The 21294-nt window shown below is 32.5% G+C and carries 18 protein-coding genes and 1 other RNA gene; 10 read left to right on the top strand and 9 right to left on the bottom strand.

Features of this window, described 5'->3' with window-relative positions; translation table 11 throughout:
- Positions 1–113 precede the first annotated feature (113 nt).
- From DFQ02_RS00500 to DFQ02_RS00485, 4 genes are all read left to right on the top strand, one after another.
- On the top strand, positions 114–917 hold the full coding sequence (locus DFQ02_RS00500) for a carboxypeptidase-like regulatory domain-containing protein (RefSeq protein WP_116039037.1): 804 nt from the start codon (positions 114–116) through the stop codon (positions 915–917).
- A 132-nt stretch (positions 918–1049) separates the two neighbouring features.
- The gene (locus DFQ02_RS00495; protein ID WP_116039036.1) at positions 1050–1553 is read left to right on the top strand and encodes a DUF6702 family protein; all 504 of its coding nucleotides are present in this window, start codon (positions 1050–1052) and stop codon (positions 1551–1553) included.
- A 112-nt stretch (positions 1554–1665) separates the two neighbouring features.
- Positions 1666–3969 carry a M1 family metallopeptidase gene (locus DFQ02_RS00490; RefSeq protein ID WP_116039035.1) on the top strand — a complete coding sequence of 768 codons (2304 nt, stop codon included), beginning with the start codon at positions 1666–1668 and terminating at the stop codon, positions 3967–3969.
- Between the two features lie 84 nt (positions 3970–4053).
- The gene (locus DFQ02_RS00485) at positions 4054–4341 is read left to right on the top strand and encodes a Sec-independent protein translocase subunit TatA/TatB (RefSeq protein WP_116039639.1); all 288 of its coding nucleotides are present in this window, start codon (positions 4054–4056) and stop codon (positions 4339–4341) included.
- Here the strand turns inward: DFQ02_RS00485 and DFQ02_RS00480 are convergent.
- Positions 4338–4985 (bottom strand): O-methyltransferase, encoded by a 648-nt coding sequence (locus DFQ02_RS00480; protein WP_116039034.1) that lies wholly within the window; start codon positions 4983–4985, stop codon positions 4338–4340. The two genes, DFQ02_RS00485 and DFQ02_RS00480, sit on opposite strands and share 4 nt — an antisense overlap.
- Positions 4986–5120: 135 nt before the next feature.
- Here DFQ02_RS00480 and DFQ02_RS00475 point away from each other — a divergent pair, with 135 nt between their 5' ends.
- Positions 5121–7979 carry a M16 family metallopeptidase gene (locus DFQ02_RS00475; protein WP_116039033.1) on the top strand — a complete coding sequence of 953 codons (2859 nt, stop codon included), beginning with the start codon at positions 5121–5123 and terminating at the stop codon, positions 7977–7979.
- 56 nt (positions 7980–8035) lie between these two features.
- On the opposite strand, the gene DFQ02_RS00470 is transcribed toward DFQ02_RS00475, so the two are convergent.
- From DFQ02_RS00470 to kynU, 5 genes are all read right to left on the bottom strand, one after another.
- A complete protein-coding gene (locus DFQ02_RS00470) occupies positions 8036–9121 on the bottom strand; it encodes an amidohydrolase family protein (protein WP_116039032.1) in 1086 nt (361 codons plus the stop codon).
- A 99-nt stretch (positions 9122–9220) separates the two neighbouring features.
- The gene (locus DFQ02_RS00465) at positions 9221–9745 is read right to left on the bottom strand and encodes a 3-hydroxyanthranilate 3,4-dioxygenase (RefSeq protein WP_116039031.1); all 525 of its coding nucleotides are present in this window, start codon (positions 9743–9745) and stop codon (positions 9221–9223) included.
- Positions 9746–9880: 135 nt separating this feature from the next.
- The gene (locus DFQ02_RS00460; RefSeq protein ID WP_116039030.1) at positions 9881–10663 is read right to left on the bottom strand and encodes an SDR family oxidoreductase; all 783 of its coding nucleotides are present in this window, start codon (positions 10661–10663) and stop codon (positions 9881–9883) included.
- Positions 10664–10668: 5 nt separating this feature from the next.
- Complete coding sequence (locus DFQ02_RS00455) at positions 10669–12066, bottom strand: FAD-dependent oxidoreductase (protein WP_116039638.1); 1398 nt, start codon at positions 12064–12066, stop codon at positions 10669–10671.
- Positions 12056–13378: a kynureninase gene (gene kynU, locus DFQ02_RS00450; protein WP_116039029.1), complete on the bottom strand. Its 1323-nt coding sequence runs from the start codon at positions 13376–13378 to the stop codon at positions 12056–12058. The genes DFQ02_RS00455 and kynU overlap by 11 nt, the downstream gene beginning before the upstream one ends.
- A 124-nt stretch (positions 13379–13502) precedes the next feature.
- Between kynU and DFQ02_RS00445 the strand changes: the two genes are divergently transcribed.
- Entirely contained in the window at positions 13503–13922 is a 420-nt protein-coding gene (locus tag DFQ02_RS00445) for a (4Fe-4S)-binding protein (RefSeq protein ID WP_116039028.1), read from the top strand.
- Between the two features lie 217 nt (positions 13923–14139).
- On the opposite strand, the gene DFQ02_RS00440 is transcribed toward DFQ02_RS00445, so the two are convergent.
- Positions 14140–15801, bottom strand: a complete 1662-nt coding sequence (locus DFQ02_RS00440; RefSeq protein WP_116039027.1) for a sodium/sugar symporter — start codon at positions 15799–15801, stop codon at positions 14140–14142.
- A 147-nt stretch (positions 15802–15948) separates the two neighbouring features.
- On the opposite strand from DFQ02_RS00440, the gene DFQ02_RS00435 reads away from it, so the two are divergent.
- Genes DFQ02_RS00435 through DFQ02_RS00420 form a run of 4 tightly spaced genes read left to right on the top strand, consistent with a single transcriptional unit; the run spans position 15949 to position 20031 of the window.
- The gene (locus DFQ02_RS00435) at positions 15949–16941 is read left to right on the top strand and encodes a GntR family transcriptional regulator (RefSeq protein WP_116039026.1); all 993 of its coding nucleotides are present in this window, start codon (positions 15949–15951) and stop codon (positions 16939–16941) included.
- 4 nt (positions 16942–16945) lie between these two features.
- A complete protein-coding gene (locus DFQ02_RS00430) occupies positions 16946–17830 on the top strand; it encodes an aldose 1-epimerase (RefSeq protein WP_116039025.1) in 885 nt (294 codons plus the stop codon).
- An 11-nt stretch (positions 17831–17841) separates the two neighbouring features.
- On the top strand, positions 17842–18990 hold the full coding sequence (galK, locus tag DFQ02_RS00425) for a galactokinase (RefSeq protein ID WP_116039024.1): 1149 nt from the start codon (positions 17842–17844) through the stop codon (positions 18988–18990).
- Between the two features lie 21 nt (positions 18991–19011).
- A complete protein-coding gene (locus tag DFQ02_RS00420; protein ID WP_116039023.1) occupies positions 19012–20031 on the top strand; it encodes a UDP-glucose--hexose-1-phosphate uridylyltransferase in 1020 nt (339 codons plus the stop codon).
- Positions 20032–20141: 110 nt separating this feature from the next.
- Here DFQ02_RS00420 and DFQ02_RS00415 read toward each other — a convergent pair whose 3' ends face one another.
- Positions 20142–20669 carry an Hsp20/alpha crystallin family protein gene (locus tag DFQ02_RS00415; protein ID WP_116039022.1) on the bottom strand — a complete coding sequence of 176 codons (528 nt, stop codon included), beginning with the start codon at positions 20667–20669 and terminating at the stop codon, positions 20142–20144.
- A 174-nt stretch (positions 20670–20843) separates the two neighbouring features.
- Positions 20844–21239, bottom strand: a transfer-messenger RNA (tmRNA) gene (ssrA, locus tag DFQ02_RS00410).
- Positions 21240–21294 lie beyond the last annotated feature (55 nt).

Raw genomic sequence — 21294 nt, 5'->3', positions numbered from 1 at the left:
ACACTGGACGTGTAAAATTACGCAAATGGATGTTTTAACAAAAGTTTAGAATATTTTTCAGTTAAATCAGAATTATATCATCGAAATTTATAAAAAAAATAACTATGATATCTATGAGACGAATTTTTCTTTTTATTGGTTTTTTATGCTTTATTTTTATTGCTGAGGCTCAAATAGTTAAAAGGGTTGAGGTTGAAGGTATTATACATGCCGATGCTAATGACGTTGAGGGGATTACAGTTTATAATTCGTCTTCAAACGTGGGAACCATTACTAATGAAAAGGGGGAGTTTAGTATAGCGGTTGCTGTGAATGATATTATCCAAATTTCTGCTTTACAGTTCAAGGCTCTTTCAATCACAGTACAAGAAGATGCTGTAAGATCTGGGAAATTAGGGATTCATTTGGTGGAACAGATTCATAAATTAGATGCCGTTTTGCTGTCATCTGGTCTCACTGGAAATATTACCACTGATATTGAAAACGTTTCCTATTTGAAACCAGTTATTTTGAAGATGGGGAGCATGAATGTTGATTATGAATATTATGATGATAAGGCTTTTGATGCCGAGACTGTTCAAAAAGATTTAAAATCAAGAATCAGTAAAGGGGAATTGTATAATGGATTTGATGTTAAGAAAATTTCTAAACTTATTTTTGGTAAAAAAAATAAAGAATATATCAAACCAGAATACGTAGTTGTTGAAAAACCTATAGAACTTTTTGATGTTTATTCTCCTGAATATATAAGTGAAATGTTTCAAATTCCTTTAGAAGATGTTAATGATTTTATAGCCTATGTAGACACCAAAGATTTAGATAAAGAATTACTTAAAAAAGACCATGAAATTGAATGTCTTCAGTTCCTGTACGAAATAAGTAAGGAATATTTAAAAGATAAAAATGCGAAAGATTAGTTTTGGTTTTTTTGGTCTTTCAATTCTAATTATACATTTACTCGATAAGAACAAACTTAACCTGCAATCAAGGGACTAATATTATTTTTAGAATAGTTTTTGAAATTCTTTACTTACTTTCGCAATAAACAAATGCCGTTGTCAAAAACCTTATTAATCCTATTCGTAATACCTCTTTTAGCCTTTTCCAGTATTCATAAATACTACATTAGTGTTACTCAAATAGAATATGTTAAGGATAAACAATCGGTTCAAATAATAACTAGAGTTTTTTTAGACGATTTTGAAAGTGTACTAAGAGAGCGTTATGATGAGTCTATTACCTTAGATGAATCAAATGAGACACCTAGAGTAAATTTATATATTCAAAGGTACTTAAGTAACAAGATAAAAATAAAGATTAACGGTACAGATGCAAGTTTTGTTTTTATTGGTAAAGAGTATGATCTTGATGTTATGAAGTGCTATCTTGAAATTGAAGGCGTCGAGAGTATTGAATCTTTTGAAATTACAAATACGGTCTTATTTGATATGTTTGAAGACCAACAAAATATCATTAAAACAAAAATAAACTCCAAACAAAAAAGTTTTATTCTAGTTGTTCAGAACAATAATGCTGTGTTAAATTTTAATTAAAAGTAAGTTAAACCAATCGCTAAATAATTATTTTCGTTTGGTTTTTTTTAATAAAAAGGATTTTCTCATTTCAATCTATAAGACATAATTAATAATAATATAAAATTTGAAAATGAAAAACTTAAAGTGTTATTTTCTGATTGTGATTTTTGTTTCTGTATCTGTTTTTTCCCAAGAACATGAAATTGAACGACCAAAAGCAGGTCATACAAATACCAATAAATTTAAACAATTAAGTGACGAGTTTTCTACACCAAATGCATACAGAACAGCTTCAGGAGCCCCTGGTCATGCTTATTACCAACAGCAAGCTGATTATAAAATGGATATTGTTCTAGATGATAAAAATGCTAAACTATACGGCTTTGAAACTATAATCTATACCAATAATTCTCCAGATGAATTAAGTTATTTGTGGTTACAATTAGATCAAAATAAGAGAGCAAAAGATTCAAAATCTCCACTCATTGAAAGTAACAATGATGAAACAATAATGTATCCAAAAAATTTCATAAACAATTATCTTAAAGAACCTTTTGATGGTGGTTTTAATATAGAAACTGTTGAGGATACTAATGGTAAACCTTTAAAATATACCATTAACTCTACCATGATGCGTATAGAGTTGCCTAAGCCTATGCAAACTGGCGACAAGTTTTCATTCTCAATAAAATGGTGGTATAATATTAACGATCATGTTATTTTAAGAGACCGTTCGGGATATGAGTACTTTCCTAATGACGGAAATAGGGCTTATGTAATTGCACAATTTTTTCCAAGAATGGCTGTATATAATGACGTTGAAGGATGGCAAAATTTTCAGTTTTGGGGCAGTGAAGAATTTGCTTTGCCCTTTGGAGATTATGAAGTCAATATTACCGTACCTGCTGACCATGTTTTGGACGGCACAGGTATACTTACCAACAGAAAAGAAGTGTATTCTAAAACCATGTTGGAACGTTACGAAAAGGCTAGAAAAACTTATGATAAACCCGTTTTAATTGTTACTCAGGAAGAAGTAGAAAAAGCTGAAAAAAAATTTTCTAATGAAACAAAAACTTGGAAGCTGAAAGCTGAAAATGTTAGAGATTTTGCATTTGCATCCTCTAGAAAATTTATTTTAGACATGATGGCTGTTAAAGTTGGTGATAAAGATGTTATGGCAGTGTCAATGTATCCTAAGGAAGGTAATCCTTTGTGGGAAGAATGGTCTACAAAAGTTGTAGCTAGTACATTAAAGACATATTCTAGAATGACTTTTAATTACCCTTATCATAAAGCTATTTCGGTACATTCTAAAAATCAAGGTATGGAGTACCCAATGATTTGTTGGAACTATGGTCGTCCAAATGAAGATGGCACTTATAGTGACCGTGTAAAATATGGTATGATGGGAGTAATTATCCACGAAATTGGTCATAATTTTTTCCCTATGATTGTCAATAGTGACGAACGTCAATGGGCTTGGATGGATGAAGGTATAAATACATTTTTAGAGTATTTGGCTCAATTAGAGTTTGGAAAGAATTATCCAGATGCATTATCACCACAACATGACGTATTTCCAGCAGACAGAGGACCAGCTAGGTTAATTGTTCCATATATGGGTGGTGATCAAGATAGAATTGCTCCAATAATGTCTAAGCCTATGAATGTTTACCAACTAGGGAATAATGCCTATGGGAAACCAGCAACAGCTTTAAATATTCTTAGAGAAACCATCATGGGGCATGAATTATTTGATTATGCTTTTAAGGAATTTGCTAATCGATGGAAATTTAAACACCCTACACCAGAAGATTTTTTCAGAACTATGGAAGATGCCTCGGCCGTAGATTTAGATTGGTTCTGGCGCGGTTGGTTTTATACTACAGATTGGGTTGATATTGGAATAAAAGATGTGAAAAAGTATTATGTGTCATCTGAACCTAACGCTGATATGAAAGATATTATGAAAGAAAGAGGAATAGAGAGAGAACAATTAAGACCTTTAGTTTATTTGGTTGAAGAAGGAAGCGAGGAGTATGACAGTTCTATGAAAGACCAAAATCCCACTGAAGTTGTATCTGTAAAAGAATATTTGATGGATAATTTTAGTAATGAGGAACGTCAAACAATAAAAACGCCTAAGTTTTTCTATAATATTACTTTTGAAAAACCAGGAGGCTTAGTAATGCCCATAATTGTAGAGTTTACATATGCTGATGGTACAAAGAAAGAAGAAACATATCCGGCTCAAATTTGGAGGTTTAATGATAATGAAGTTTCTAAAGCTATTGCCTCAGATAAAGAAATTGTAAGTATTGTTGTTGACCCTGACCTTGAAACAGCTGATATTGACACTAGTAATAACTTATGGCCTAAGGAAGTTCAAGAAAACGATTTTGAAAAGTTTAAAAATAAAGTAAAAGGTTAAAAAGCATTTTAAAAATATAATTAGGTTGGTTTAATGCCAACCTTTTTTGTTTATATAATAAAAACAACTTCCTATATTTGTACTGTGATTTATCAACCTACATTTTTATTCATTAGCGGTGCAGAAATAGCATTTATTCTGTTCATTGTTATAATGGTTTTTGGAGCTGATAAGCTACCAGAAATTGCTCGTGGTTTGGGTAAAGGTATGCGCACACTTAAGGATGCTACAAACGATATTAAACACGAAATAACTAAAAGTGCCGAAAATCATGGCATTGATACCAGCATAACAAAAGATGTTAAGAATGAACTTGATAAAGTAAAAGACGATTTAGAGGATTTTACTGGTTCTGTAAAGCGTAAGTTTTAATTACCTAATTTTCTGCTAATAGTTAGTCCGTCTCTAATAGGTAATATTACCGTTTCAATTCTTGGGTCTTCCTTCAACATTTTATTGTATTCAATTAAAGCTTTGGTGTCTTCATCATCTGGCTTTAATTCTTCTATGACCTTACCGCTCCATAAAACATTATCAGATAAAATAATACCTCCAGGGTTTAGTTTTTCAATAATTAATTCATAGTAATTAGGGTAATTATCTTTATCGGCATCAATAAAAACAAGATCGAAGGTTTTATTTAGCTCTGGAATTATTTCTAGAGCATTTCCTGTGTGTTGAACAATTTGATTACCATAACCAGATTTGTCAAAATACTTTCTTTGAAAATCGTACAATTCCTCATTGATATCAATGGTATGTAACTCGCCTCTAGTTTGTATGCCTTCCGCTAAACAAATAGCAGAATAGCCAGTATAAGTTCCTATTTCTAAAATATTTTTCGGGTTAACCAGTTTGGAAATCATACTTAATAATCTGCCCTGGTAATGCCCACTTAGCATACGCGGTTGTAGAATTTTTTGATAGGTTTCTCTGTTTAGCTGTTGTAACAATTCGGGCTCATTTTCGGAATGAACTACTATATAATCATCTAATTTTTCTGGTATAAAGTGCATAAATTTTTCTTAAATCAACTGTATTGTTTTTACAAAAAAATAAAATTATATGTTAAAAATGATTACTCGTGAAATTTTTATTACAAATTTAATGCTAACTTGTAAATTATAGAAATATCCAATTAATCTAAGATTATGAAATACCACTTAACAATTTATTTATTATTTATTTCTATTATAATAAGTGCTCAAGAATCTGATAGAACAGAGGTATTTACGTATGACTTAGAAAGTGAAATCCCCAAAGACTCAACAGCTATTAGAGGAGAACTTTTAAACGGATTGAAGTATTACATTAAAGAAAATGATAGACCTAAAGAGACCGCTTATATAAATTTAATAGTTAAGGCAGGACATTTACAAGAGGACAATTCTCAGCAAGGATTGGCACATTTGCTAGAGCATATGGGTTTCAACGGTACTAAAAATTTCAAGAAGGACAAACTGGTAAAGTATATAGAAAGTATTGGGATGAAGTTTGGAGCAGACCTTAATGCTCATACAGGATTTGATGAAACAGTTTATAAATTAAAAGTACCAAGTAAAGACTTAAAGAAAATAGATAAGGCATTTCAGATTATAGAAGATTGGGCACATAACATAGTACTTAAAGATGATGCTATAAACGATGAACGTCCTGTGGTATTAGAAGAATTTAGAGGAAGGCTTGGTAGTAATTATCGTATTGGAAAAGAAACCGCAATTTTTCTGTATGAAGGTATGCAACAGTTAAAATATTTTTCTGATGATAAAATTGAGAATATTAAAAATTTCAAAACGGATGATTTACGCAGATTTTATAAAGATTGGTACCGCCCTAACTTAATGGGAATTGTGGTTGTTGGAGATTTAGATGCCTCTTACGTTGAAAATAAAATAAAAGCACATTTTTCTTCATTACGTAATCCTGATATTGAAAAGCCTATAAAAAATTATGATACTGTACCTTATCATAGTCAAACCCGTGTTAAAGTTATTACAGATAAAGAAAAAACCTTGACTAATTTAATGCTTAGCTTTTATGATAAATACCCTAAAAGGAAAAAAACTGTGCTCATGGGTCATCAAAAAAATAGCATAATAGCAGGAATGATGCTAAGAATGATTAATAATAGGCTTGTTGAATTGTCTAATAGCAATTCGCCTCCTTTTATTACCGCCGTAGTAACAGTAAATTCTACAATAAGTAATTATCATTATCATTTTTCAATAGGGGCTTATGTCAAAGAAACTGAAATTGAAAATGCGCTTAAACATATGGTTTTAGAATTAGAGCGGGTTAAACGTTTTGGGTTTAATGAAGAAGAGTTTAATAGAATAAAAAATGATATGTTGGCCAACAATGAGTCATTTTTAGAAGGTAAAAATGATTGGTATTCCAGTCGTTATCTTAGTCTTTTAAAGGAAGAATTTAAAGGAGACGGGGTGCTTTACTCTAACGATTGGTATTATAATTTTCATAAATCAATGATTCCTCAAATAACCATTAAAGAAGTTAATACTATGTTTAACTCTATTTACCATAAAGACAATAGAGCATTGATAATAACTGCTCCAGAAAAGGAGGATTTTGTGCTCCCAAATAATAGCACACTGCTTAAAGTACTTTCACTAACAGAAATAGATACCACAATTACAGCATATAAACCCCAAAAAATAGAAAATGAACTTTTAGAGGAGATTAGACCAAACGGAAATATTGTTTTAGAAGAGGATACCATGCATGGTATTAAGAAATTAGAACTCAGCAATGGAGCAAAGGTATTTTACAAAAAAACGGATTTCGATAAAGAACAAGTTGGTTTTAAGGCATATAGTTATGGAGGAACTTCGGTGTTTAATGATGAAGATGTTAAAAGAATTGGACATATGTCAATTGTTACGGTTGCTGGTATTGGCGGGTTTAAAAGTTATGAATTGTCTAAAGTTTTGAGTGGAAAAAAAGTTAATGTATCTCCATACATATCAACTTATGAAGAGGGGTTAAATGGGGGCTGTAGAACAACAGATTTAGAGACCTTATTCAAATTAATATACTTAAACTTTACGGCTGTTAATAATGATGAAGCTATGTATTTAACGTATGTTGACAAAATTAAGGCTGTTCTTAAAAACAGAAAATTAAGTCCAGATAATATATTTTCCAGTACAATCAATAAATTAAAAAATATAGATAACCCGAGATATTTTGATATCAATGAAGGAGATAATATGGAAAAGTTGTTAGATTCTGTACCTTATTCAGATTTATACAGTGCTTATACTAATCGCTTTGAAAATGCAGGAGATTTTAATTTTTTCTTTATTGGTGATTTTGATGAAGATATTTTAAAACATTACATAGAAAAGTACTTGGCATCGTTACCAAGTACAGAAAAACGTGAACAATATACATTGTCTACTTACAAGAACATACTCTCTGGTGAGCGTGTAGAAGTTTACAAAGGTTTAGAAGATAAGGCTAACTTAATAATAGAATTTACTAAAGAAGCAAAGCACATAAGAAAAGAAGGAGAAGCCCTAAAAGTTTTTGGACAAATTTTTGAATCACATTTACGGGATAGAATTCGTGAAGAAGAAGGAAAAGTTTATTCTGTTAGAGCAAAATTTGGACATATAGGAAGGCCTTACTCTAGGTATACTGGAGGTATTACGTTTTCTTGTGCTCCCGAAAATATAGATGCTTTAGAAAAAGAAAGCTTATCGGTTTTAAAACAACTTATAAAAAAGGGAGTAACAAAAAAAGAAGTTGAGAATGTGAAGAAAAACTGGTTATTAAACAGAAAGAAAAGTTTAGAGACGAATGGGTTTTGGCTTAACCATATGTATAATAGAGTGTTTTGGAATAAAACTTTTGATAAAGGTATTGATGATTATGAAGAAAATATTGCGTTAATAACTACTAAAATTGTTAATAAAGTAGCAAAGAAATATATAAGTGAGCCAAGTTTGATAGCCAAATTATTACCTGAATCAAAGGAGGAAACTAACTAATTGAAATTTTGTATTATAAAGGAAAATGTATTTTTTAAAGAATTAAAAAAATGAAATTAAGCTAATATTCTATTAATTAATTTTTCTTTAGCAGATGTGTTTTCACCACAAAGCCACTGTATAACATTGTTTTCCCAAATAGCATCATATTCATCTTGATTAATGATATTTCGCTTTAAGGCTAAATCTAAAATCTTTCCAGGATAAGATGACTGAGATTTACTTTCCATTTCCCCCAAAGGGTAAGGGTCATCAAGACCCATTAAAACTTGTTTTGAACTATGATTTTTGATAAGTAATTCTAAACTACCAGTATCATGTACTAAGGTATCAAAGAAAATGTTTTTATGTCCAACAGCCTTTCTGGGGTGGTGTTTGCCTTCAAATAAATCGGGTCTGCCATCAAAGCCTTGAATACGTCTTCCTATATTTATTTGTGCTAACTGTCCACCATGAGCAAAACAGGTGCGCATGTTTGGATACTTATCTTGATAACCGTTTAGAGTTAAAAAATGGTAGGCATCAGCACATTGCGCCAACATCCATATTAAGTGAAACCTCCAGGAAGTATTTTCTAACTTAATAAATTTCTCGCCATCATACGGATGAATTTCTACTGCTAAATTGTATTTGTTGGCCAATTCAAAAATCGGTTCGTTTTCTTCATCATAAATACAACGCCAAGTACCAATGGTGTCCATGTAGTGCGTTGGTAAACAAAGGAGTTGTAAATCATGTTCTTCCACGCAACGTTCAATTTCCCAACAAGCGCTTCTTAAAAAACCGGGATGAACTACAAAACCACAGGTAAATTTACTTGGGTGTTCATGCTGAATTCTGGCATTAAAATCGTTTTGAAAACGTAAAGCCTTTTTCATTTCCTCAACGCGTAAGCCATTGCCATACAATTGCGAAAGATTTAAAACCACAGCATGATCTATTTTGTTACGTTCCATCCATTCTAACTTTTCGTTGAGGAAAAAACTAGAATCTGTAACAGGACGCTTCCAATCTTTTTGAAGCATAAACTTTCTGTCCTTATCTACCCAAAAAATCCCCTTTTCCTGCATAAATTCAGGAATTTCCTCTGGGTAAGGAAGTAGGTGAGAATGACCGTTTATTCTAAGTTTACGCTTTTCCATTTTTTCTGATTACAGGGCTTAAGCTGTGGTGGTCTTTTTATAGTTTGGAGATTACTTAGTAATACTTCCTCCTAATGAGGAACTTCACAATTTTGTAGTTTATATTTTTTTAGGGGGCTCCATTTTGGTTCCACATTTTTTACAAGTACGTTTCTTTTTACTGTTATAAAACTTGTCAAAAATTACAGGCATATCGGTTTCAATATCATCAAGTTTGAATTTTTTTCTGTAGAGCAGATTGCCACAGTTTTCGCAATACCACTCTAAGGCATCTTTCATTTTTTTAGATCGCGGGTATTCAATAACTAAACCAACCGTATTAGACCTTCTCTGAGGTGAATGTGGAATTTTAGAAGGTAAAAGATATATGTCACCTTCCTTTATATGAACATCTTCAGGTTTTCCATTATTGATTATTTTCAAAACCATATCGCCCTCAATCTGATAGAAAAATTCGGGTGTTTCGTTATAGTGGTAGTCCTTTCTGTTATTTGGGCCACCAACAACCATTACAATATATTCACTGTCTTTCCAAATGCATTTATTGCCAACAGGTGGTTTTAATAGATGACGATTTTCTTCAATCCAATCTTTAAAATTTAAAGGAGAAACTAACTTACTCATACGATGCCCCTATTAATCTCTCCGAAAAGGAGAGCAACCCAAATTGGGTATTTGAGTTTATTAATAATTATGTTCTATCTAAATATACTATTTCTTCGGTAATTTTCAGTATTTAAGTAAGGGTATGGATATAAATTACAGACTTTTTGTTCTGCCTCCATCAACAGGAATGTTAATTCCGTTAATATAACTAGCACAATCACTCGCCAAGAAAACTACAGCATTGGCAACCTCTTCTGGACTAGCAAAACGTTTAGCAGGGGCGTAGTTTTTCATAGTTTCGGTCATTTCTTCAGGGGTCTTATCTTCAATAATGGCTTTTATATTTATAATCTCTTTTAATCGTTCGGTTTCAGTAAAACCTGGCAGAACGTTATTTACGGTTATACCAAAAGGAGCTACTTCCATAGATAAGGTTTTACTCCAATTTCCTACAGCGCCTCTAATAGTATTGCTAACACCTAACATGGGAATAGGTTCTTTTACTGAAGTAGATATGATATTTACAATCCTACCAAATCCTTCTTTTTTCATAAAGGGAATTGTAGCTTGAGCTAACACATGATTACATTTAATGTGCATGGTGAAGGCATTTTCAAACTCATCTAAACTTGCGTTTAAAATATCACCACTTCTAGGACCGCCAGTATTATTGACAAGAATATGAAAACCATGATTGCTGTCAATAAATTTAATGACCTGCTCTTGTAACTCTCTGGGATTTAAAAAATCGGCCACAATGTAACTATGATTTTTTTGATTAGGTAATTCTGTTAAAACAGCTTTTAGCTTTTCTCTGTTTCTAGCAACCAATGTTACATTTACACCTTCAGAAGCGAGTAACATAGCAGTTGATTTACCAATGCCTTGCGTACTACCACAAACTAAGGCGTTTTTATTGTTTAAGTTCAGGTTCATAGTTTTTATTTTAATTTGGCAACGTTATCTTCTTCTAGAATTTTTTGTGTTTCTTTTGTAATTTTATTTAGAATTGATCTTAAATCATCATTAACATTAATTTCTCCTTCAGATAACAAGTTTAAAATCGCTTTATCCTGAGCTCTGCCCTTTAACATGGCTTCATAATATCCTAAATTTTCATTAAATGTAACCAAAGCATATTTTGATGCATATTCATTGGGGAATGCCTTTTCTAAAGTCATTTCTAATTTACGCTTTTCCTGAAAAATAGGGTTGGCCACATGGTCTCGCATTTCATAAAAATTGTCAATGGCTAAGTCTGCAATGGCATCAGTATCTTTTTTTCTGGATTTTTCATAGGTTTCAAAGATTGCTTTCCAATTGTTCAAATTCTTATCCAGAACGTTGTCAAACTCAACCACATCTTCAAAACTTGCGTTCATACCTTGTCCATAAAACGGTACTATGGCGTGTGCTGCATCGCCCATTAAAAGTGTATTCCCTTTATAATGCCAAGGAGAGCATTTAACGGTTCCTAAAGGCGCAGTTGGGTTATTATTAAAGTCCTCTAATAAATTTGGCATGAGAGCTAGGGCATCTGGAAATTCTTTTTTAAAAAACTCCAACACTTTTTCATCAGTATTTAAGCCGTTAAAATTATATACTCCTTCATTATAACTTAGGAAAAGAGTTACTGTAAAACTACCATCTAGATTTGGTAGTGCGATAAGCATAAAACTACCTCGAGGCCAAATATGAAGCGCATTTTTAAATATTTTAAAATCATTTTTTCCCTTTGGAAGAATACACAATTCTTTATACCCATGCGTTAGATAATCTTGCGAAAAGCTAAACAGAAACTTTTTCCCTAGATAATAACTTTTGCGTAAAGCCGAACCAGCACCATCGGTTCCAATAATTACATCAGCATCTTCAATAAATTGTGTGTTGGTTTCATAATCTTTGAAAAGTGCTGTGGTTTTTTCAAAGTTAACCGACTCACATTTTTTGTTAAAATGAATTACTACATTCTCGTGTTTTTCGGCTTCGGTTAACAGAAGCGCATTTAAATCGGCTCGTGAAATTGAATTGATGTATTCATAGTCACGTCCGCTATAAGATGATAAAAAAGTATTACCTTTCTCATCATGAATCATACGTCCGTTCATGGGTATACAAAGCTGTTTTACTTTGCTGTCTAATCCAACCAATTTCATAGCCTTAATACCTCGATTTGATAAAGCTAGGTTTATAGATCTGCCTGCGTTAATATTTACTTTTCTTAAGTCTGGGCGTTTTTCATAAACAGAGACATTAAATCCACGCTGCCCTAACCTTAAAGCCAGTAGGGAGCCGCAGAGACCTGCGCCAATAATGAGTATATTTTGTTTATCCCTCATGCAAAATACCTTTAAATCTTTCAACCAAATTATAAACATCTTCAAAGGAATTATATAGTGGTACAGGAGCACAACGAATGACATCTGGTTCCCTCCAATCTGTTATCACACCTGCTTTGGTTAACTTATGGTGTAACTTTTTATCAGCATTAATTACTTGAATGGATAATTGGCAACCCCGCTCATTAGTGTTTCTTGGGGAAATAATCTTCACAATACTTTCTTCTAAAGAATCTAATAAAAATTCAAGATAGCCCGTTAATTTATTTGATTTTTCAACCAATGCATCCATACCAACTTGATCAAAGATATCTAATGAGGCTTTAATAGCAGCCATGGATAATATAGGAGGATTACTTAATTGCCAACCTTCGGCTCCTGGTAATTGATCAAACTCATTACGCATATTAAACCTTGTTGCTTTATTATGGCTCCACCAACCCGTAAACCTGTTTAAATCCTTTCTATAGGCATGGCGCTCATGTATAAAACACCCTGCCAAACTTCCGGGTCCAGAATTGAGATATTTATAACTGCACCAAACGGCAAAATCAGCTCCTGAGTTGTGCAGATCTAGCTTAACATTACCTGCACCATGAGCACAATCAAACCCAACAGCACACCCATATTGATGCCCTAGTTCCGTAATACGTTTTAAATCAAAATATTGTCCAGTATAATAGTTTACAGCACCAATTAAAATAAGAGCAATTTCATTACCTTGATTTTTAAGTGTTTTCTCTAAATCCTCATAATGTAATAATGTTTCACCTTTTCTTGGCTTCCATAAAATTACACCATCTTTATCATCAAATCCATGATGGCGCAATTGCGATTCTACAGCAAATCTATCAGAAGGAAATGTATCACTCTCAATTAGTATTTTGTACTTTGTTTTTGATGGTTTATAGAATGATACCATCATTAAGTGTAAGTTAACTGTTAGGGTATTCATCACAATAACCTCAATAGGTTTTGCACCAACTACATCAGCCATTTTTTTAGTTAAATACTCATGATAATGTAACCAAGGGTTTTTGGCTTTAAAATGTCCTTCAACTCCTAAATGTGCCCAATCTTCAAGTTCTTTATCAATGTATTCTTTTGTGGATTTAGGTTGAAGCCCTAAGGAGTTTCCTGTCATATAAATCAGGTCATTTCCACTACTATCTCTAGGTATGTAAAATTGTTGGCGATATGGTGCCAAGGCATCTTTTTTATCTAATTCTAAAGCAAAATCTAATCCTAATTTATACGAATCCAAATTTGAGTTTTTACCAGTCTCTAACAAAAGTACGTGAATTTTTTTCATTTGAAAATTAATAAAAACCAAATGAAAAATCTAGTATAGCCAATACAAATAATGACTAAAGTGAATCAAAAAGATGATTGATTTTCGCTAATTATTTTTCGTATATTTAAAAAAAATCAAAGCTATGGCGAAGACAAAAGAATATTCAAACGGAGAGGTAACAGTTGTTTGGCAAGCCGAAAAATGTATTCATTCTGGTATATGTGCAAAAGGTTTACCCAGTGTTTTTAGACCAAGTTTAAGGCCTTGGGTAAAGATTGATGCTGAATCTACTGAAACAATTATTTCACAGGTAAAGCAGTGTCCTTCTGGGGCGTTAAGTTATTATATGAATAAGAAAGAAAAGGAGACATCTGAGGTTGCAAAAACAAAAGTTGAAGTTTTAGAAAACGGACCTTTACTGGTTTACGGAACACTTACAGTAACAAATAAAGACGGTCTAACTGAAGTAAGGAATAAAACTACAGCATTCTGCAGATGCGGTTTTTCAAGTAACAAACCATATTGTGATGGTGCACACGTTAGAAAAGGTTTTAAAGGTTAGTTTTATAATGCATGATTTAAAAAAAAGCACTTTAATCTTTAATTAAAATGCTTTTCATATATATAGACGCCAATGCGGATAAGTTCTTTTAACAATATATACGCTTTAGGTCGCTTTTAAGTTTTTCACCTTACATTGATTTGTGTTGGTCTTGTAAAATTTAAAAAAGAAAGCGCCATATTTCTATGACGCTTTAAACATATATTTAGAGAATGGTTTACCAGAAAATGGCGTACAATACAGCTAAAATAACCATTACCACAAACGAACCTATGTTAAACAGTGGCGTTGTTTTAAATAGTTCTTTACTAAGTGGAATACCTTTAGAATCATCAACTCCTTTAGCTTCGGCATTACTCAAAATCATAATAATAGCCATTGACAATAATGTAGCAATACCCATTTGATGCATCCAAGGTGCTAACCAATCAAATGCCTCCATTTGTTTTGGTAATATTTTCAATGTCAATGCTACTGGAATTGATAAAATAGCTCCCCAAATAGCTGCTTTGTTGGTGGTTTTCTTCCAGAACAACCCTAATAAGAATACCGCTAAAATACCAGGGCTTACCAATCCTGTATATTCCTGAATATATTGAAAAGCTTGATCTAAACCATCTAAGAGAGGCGCTACTAATACAGCAATAACTAAAGCCACTGCAGCAGTGATTCGGCCTACATTTACGGTCTTCTTATCACCGGCATTTTTATCAAAATATTGTTTATAAATATCCATTGTAAAAATGGTAGACGTTGAATTTAGCATAGAGGCTAAAGAAGATACGATAGCAGCTGCTAATGCAGCAAAAGCAACACCTTTAAGCCCTGTTGGTAAGAATTGAAGTAACCACGGATACGCCTTATCTGCTTGGTCTAAAGAAGGCTTATTCAACTGGCCTACTTCACCTAAACTAGCCATAATTTCAGGGTCATTTACCATAACGTAAGCTGCAATTCCTGGCACCACAACAATTAATGGAATTAGTAATTTTAAGAAAGCGGCCAATAAAATACCTTTTTGAGATTCTTTTAAAGATTTTGCAGCCAATGTTCTTTGTATGATATATTGATTGAATCCCCAGTAATATAAATTAGCTACCCATAAACCACCTACCAAAACCCAAATACCAGGTAAATCTAAATAGTTGCTATTAGCGCTTCCATCACTATTAAATTCTTCTAAAACCATGTGGAATTTCTCGGGTGCAGCATCCCATACCTTATGAAACCCAGCCATAACACCTTCACCACCAGAAACGGTATTCAATGCTAAATACGTAGTTACTAGTCCGCCTAAAACTAAGAAAATCACCTGAATAACATCTGTCCATGCCACCGCAGATAACCCTCCATAAAGAGAATAAGCAGCAGCAAATAATGCTAAACCAATAATGGCGTACATCATATCTACTCCCATAATAGTTTCAATAGCTAAACCACCCAAATACAATACCGATGTTAGGTTAACAAATACATACAACCCTAACCAAAATACGGCTAAAATGGTTTTTAAATTGGTAGAGAACCTTTTTTCAACAAATTCGGGTATGGTATATAAGCCTTTTTCTATAAATATTGGTAAAAAATACTTTCCTACAATAATGAGGGTTAATGCCGCCATCCACTCATAGGAAGCTATTGCCAATCCTAGAGCAAATCCAGAACCAGACATTCCAATGAATTGTTCTGCTGAAATGTTAGCCGCAATTAATGAAGCTCCAATAGCCCACCAAGGTAATGACTTGCTTGCTAAAAAATAATCCTCAGCATTTTTTTGATGTCCTTTTTTGTCTCTGGACACCCATAATCCTACACCTAGTATCAAGATAGCGTAGGCTATAAAGACTACATAGTCCCACATGTCAAATCCTCCTGTCATAGTAAAAGTATTTAGTTTAGTTAGTATATTAAAGTCTCAAATATAGAAATTATAATCTAATAAACTGTAAAAGATTAACAAGACAACCAAACTAGTAGGGTCTAGTAGGTTTTTATTCATTTTTTTTTATATTTGCAAAACAATGATATGATACGCGTAAAAAGTAAAATAGGAATTCCTAAGTACAAACAAATCATTAATTCTATTGAGGAAATGATTACATCTGGTGCACTTCAAAAGGGTGATCAAATACCTTCAATAAACAAAATTAAAAACGATCACAACTTATCTAGAGATACCGTACTCATGGCTTTTAATGAGTTAAAAAACAGGGGTATTATTCAATCTGTAGTTGGCAAAGGTTATTACGTTTCAAGTGAGAACATAAGTATAGCACAAAAGATTTTTTTACTTTTTGATGAATTAAATTCCTTTAAAGAAGACTTATACAACTCATTTCTAGAAAACTTAGATAGTACTACACAAGTAGAAATATACTTTCATCATTTCAATAAGGATATTTTTGATAAACTTATTTTAGACAATGCAGGAGATTATAATTATTACATCATCATGCCTGCTAACTTAGAGGATACCCATAATATGATACAGAACCTTCCTGAGGAAAAGGTTTATATCTTAGACCAAATTCCTCAAGAACTTTCTAAATATCCAGGTGTTTATCAAAATTTTGAAAAATCACTATACAACAACTTAAAAGAAGCTAAAAATCTCATATTTAAATATAAAAAACTAATCTTGGTTAATTCTGAACAAAAACAACCACAAGGCATGTTAGATGGTTTTTCAAAATTTTGCAATGACAATAAGTTAAAATCAGTAGTAGTTGATTCTTTAAAAGATACCACTCCTAAGTCTGGAGAGTTATATATCATTCCAGATGATAAGAACTTGTTGAGAATTATTAAAAAGATGAAAGCGTTAGATTTAGAACTAGCCAAAGATGTTGGTGTTATTTCATATAATGACACCTTACTTAAAGAGATTGTAGAAGGAGGAATTACAACTATATCAACCGATTTCAATGCCATGGGTAAACGTTTAGCAGAAATGATTTTAAATAAAGAACAAATGCAAATTGAAAACGCCAACCAACTAATATTAAGAAATTCACTATAAACAAATGTACACTATACAACATAATCAAAAATTAGGTGTTTTAGAAATTGAAAACGCTAATACTTATGCTAAAATCTATTTAAATGCAGGAGCCAGTTTACAGGAATTAACACTAAATGGTCATGAAATAATTAAAGATTTGTCACCATTAAGTTATTCAGACACCTATGCATCATCCATTCTATTTCCTTTTGCCAACAGGATAAAGGATGGAAAATATACGTTTAAAGGAAAGGATTTTCAGTTTGAACCCAATCAAAAAGAAGAGCACAACGCTTTACACGGTTTAGTATTTAATAAAACTTTTGAAGTTACTGACTGCACAGCCAATGAAGATTTTGCTTGTGTGACACTTCAGTATAAAGAGACAAACAAATCTATAGGGTTTCCATATACCTATACCATTGAATTGGAATATATTTTTAGTAATGAAAATTTGGAATTAAAACTAACGGTTAGAAACACAGATTCTGAGACGTTTCCATTCACTTTAGGGTGGCACCCTTATTTTACTAGTGATAATTTATTTGAAAGCATTCTACAATTTGACAGTACAGAAAAAATAATTCTAGGAGACCGAAACATTACTAAAGGAACTGTTAAAATAGATACAACCGAAGCTTTTAAAATAGCAGGTCAACAATTTGATGATTGTTGGATACTTAATTCTGATCAAGTCATTTTTAAAACTCCAAAGTTTAATTTAAAATTTAATGCGTCAGGAAATAACAATTTTTTACAAGTTTATACACCTCCAAAAGAAAATACCATAGCTATTGAACCTACAACAGGAGTTTCAGATAGTTTTAATAATGGTATTGGCTTAGAAACATTAGAACCAGGTGCCTCCTTTAGCATAACATGGCGCTTAAATATTAAAAGCAACTAAAAAAATATACAATGAATAAACAACTAATTAAAGATGTAAAAGATATTTATGTTGAAGCATTTGGTGAAGACCCTATTTTAATTTTTTCACCCGGTAGAATCAACATTATAGGAGAGCATACCGATTATAACGATGGGTTTGTGTTTCCTGCTGCCGTTGATAAAGGCATTGCGGCGGCCATTCAAAAAAGTGATTCTGGCGTTTCTACTGCCTATGCTTTAGATATGGATAGCAAAGTAGAATTTGAATTAGATAAACTGAAGCCATTAAAAGAAGGTAGTTGGGAAAACTATGTCTTTGGGGTTATTGCCGAAATTCAAAACAGAAACAAAGTGGTTGGTAATTTCAATATTGTTTTTAAAGGTGATATACCCGGAGGCGCGGGTATGTCGTCTTCTGCAGCGCTTGAAAATAGTGTGGTCTATGGTCTTAATGAGCTTTTTAAACTAGGCTTAACTAAAGAGGAAATGATTTTTATTTCGCAAAAAGCAGAACATAATTATGTGGGTGTAAATTGCGGTATTATGGATCAATACGCCAGTATGTTTGGTATTAAAGACCATGCTTTGTTGTTAGATTGTAGAACCATAAAGGCAAAACCGTTTAAGATTGATTTTAAAAATCATGAACTACTTTTAATAAATACCAATGTTAAGCACAGTTTATCAGATAGTGCTTATAATGACAGACGTTCGGCTTGTGAAAATATTGCAAAAATGTTGAAAGTAACGGCTTTAAGAGACGCCACAGAAGATGATTTAGCAACGATTGAAAGCGAGGTGACTCCAGAAAATTATCAAAAAGCACTATATGTCATTCAAGAAAATAACAGAGCTAGACAAGCCTCTAAAGCTATGGAAGAAGATGATTTAGAAAAGCTAGGAAACCTGATATATGGTTCTCATGAGGGACTTTCTAAACAATATAAAGTAAGCTGTGAGGAACTTGATTTTCTGGTGGAAAAAGCCAAGGAAAGTGGTTATGTAATTGGAGCAAGAATGATGGGTGGTGGTTTTGGTGGCTGCACAATCAACCTCATTGAAAAGGGTAAAGCAAAAGATTTTGAAAAATTAGTTTCTGGACCTTATAAAGAGAAATTCGGAAAAGATTGTTCTGTATATTCAGTAGCATTATCTGATGGAACACACGTAATAAACTAATCAAATTAAATACATTATTAAATGAGTACGCTATTAGATGATTATTCACATAAACGCTTTAATATATTAACTGGCGAATGGATATTGGTTTCACCTCACAGAGCGAAAAGACCATGGCAGGGACAAAACGAAACTGTAAATAACGAAAAAAGACCAAGTCATGATGAATCTTGTTATTTATGTGCTGGTAATACAAGAATTAATGGTGAAGTAAACCCAGAATACAAGGATGTGTTCATTTTTACTAATGATTTTGCAGCACTGCAAAGTGATTCACCAGACTTTGAAGTTAATGATGGATTGTTGATTGCTCAAAGTGAAAAAGGTATTTGTAAAGTAGTTTGTTTTAGTCCAGACCACTCAAAGAGTTTAGCAGATATGACTCCTGGAGAAATTCAAAAAGTGGTTTTCGCATGGCAAAAAGAATATAAAGAATTAGGAGACAATCCATTAATCAACTATGTTCAAATATTTGAAAATAAGGGTGCTGTAATGGGATGTAGTAATCCGCATCCGCACGGACAAATTTGGAGTCAATCTACATTACCTAATGAAGTTGATAAAAAGAACACCCAACAGCTAAACTATTATAAAAAAAATGGTATTAGTCTTTTAGGTCATTATTTGGACCAAGAATTAGAGAAAAAAGAGCGTATTATTTATGAGAATGATGCCTTTGTCGTATTGGTTCCTTTTTGGGCTGTTTGGCCTTTCGAAGCTATGATTGTTCCAAAAACACATAAATCTAATATTTTAGAGTTGAATGATGAGGAAGCGTACTTATATGCCGAAGCTATTTCGGTATTAACGAAAGCATACGACAAAATTTTTAACACCTCATTCCCGTATTCAAGCGGAATTCATCAAGCACCAACCAATGGTAAAGATAATAGCCATTGGCATTGGCATATGAGTTTTTATCCACCTTTATTACGAAGTGCTACTGTTAAAAAATTTATGGTAGGTTATGAAATGTTTGGTTCACCACAACGTGATATAACAGCTGAAAAGGCAGCTCAAATGATAAGAAACTTAATCTAATTTGATTAATAGCAACTAAAAAGCCCTTGTTCATTTATTGAACAAGGGCTTTTTTTCGAGCTTTATGTTAGAGTCGGCCATAAAACCTAAGCAGACAACTGCTTAATTTTCTACTTAACATCAATTACCTTTTTTAAAGGAGTTTCTTCGACTAAGTTTTCATTCTTTAAAAGCGTAATCATTAAAATACCATTGTTGTAATTAGCTTTAATCTCTTGGTCAAGATCTACAGATTCTGGTAAAGTGCATGAGCGTTTAAACGATTTATAACTAAACTCTTTTCTTGAATAGTTATCTTCTTCTTTAGTTTCTTCTAATTCTTTATCAGCACTTACCCAAAGTACATCATTTTCAATAGAAACTTCAAAATCATTTTTTTTAAATCCAGGAACGGCAAACTCTATTTCAAAATAATCGTCAAGCTCTTTAACGTTCATTGCTGGCACCAAGTTTTTTTCAAAGAAATCTTTCTCAAAAGCATCATCAAATCCCATTAGACTACTAAAATCATTGAAGTTTGGTGTAAACATACGATTGCTCAAAGGCGATAAAAGGTCATGTCTCCAGGGAGTAAACAATCTGTTTCTCCAAGGTGCTAAAGTACGGTTTCTTCTGTTGTGTTTTGTCAATGAAGTCATGATACTCTCTTTTTAGGTTAAACAAAATTTCATCAAAAGAAAGTAATTCATTCATTAGAAATATCCAATGATTTTTATCATGTTTTAATATTCATTTTGAAGATTTTATAAAGAAATATGGAATCGCATAAAATAAAAAATCTGGTTAGTGTTTAACCAGATTCTTTATGATTTTTGTGGAGTCGCCGAGATTCGAACTCGGGTCCAAACAAGTAATCAAATAGCTTTCTACATGTTTAGTTTTTATTTGGTTTTCGACAACAAGCCGGCTAAAAACTACCTACTTATTGTTTAGCTTTTAAATCTCGAAAAGGCAACAAAGCACTACCTAATCTTAGTTTATTTTTACGATGCCTCTAATAAGAACGCCATAAACCAAGGCTTTCAAGAGACATTTAGCTTGTGCACCTTGTGCACCTAGGCTTGAACTTACTATAATTCAGTTATTAAGCAGCTAAAGCGTAATTATTTTCGCCGTTTAAAGTTTGATTTAGCCTTTAAGGTGTTTCAAAATCATTACACCACATGCTTACTGTTTAATTAATCTCGCTGTCAAAACCAGTCGACCCCATAATTAAACTAACCCGCAACGGGGAAGGCAAAGGTATCAAAAACTTTGTAATTC

The organism is Seonamhaeicola aphaedonensis (assembly GCF_003386195.1).
Taxonomy (GTDB): domain Bacteria; phylum Bacteroidota; class Bacteroidia; order Flavobacteriales; family Flavobacteriaceae; genus Seonamhaeicola; species Seonamhaeicola aphaedonensis.
The sequence above is the reverse complement of the archived record's forward strand: the minus strand, read 5'-3'. Positions and strand labels throughout refer to the sequence as shown.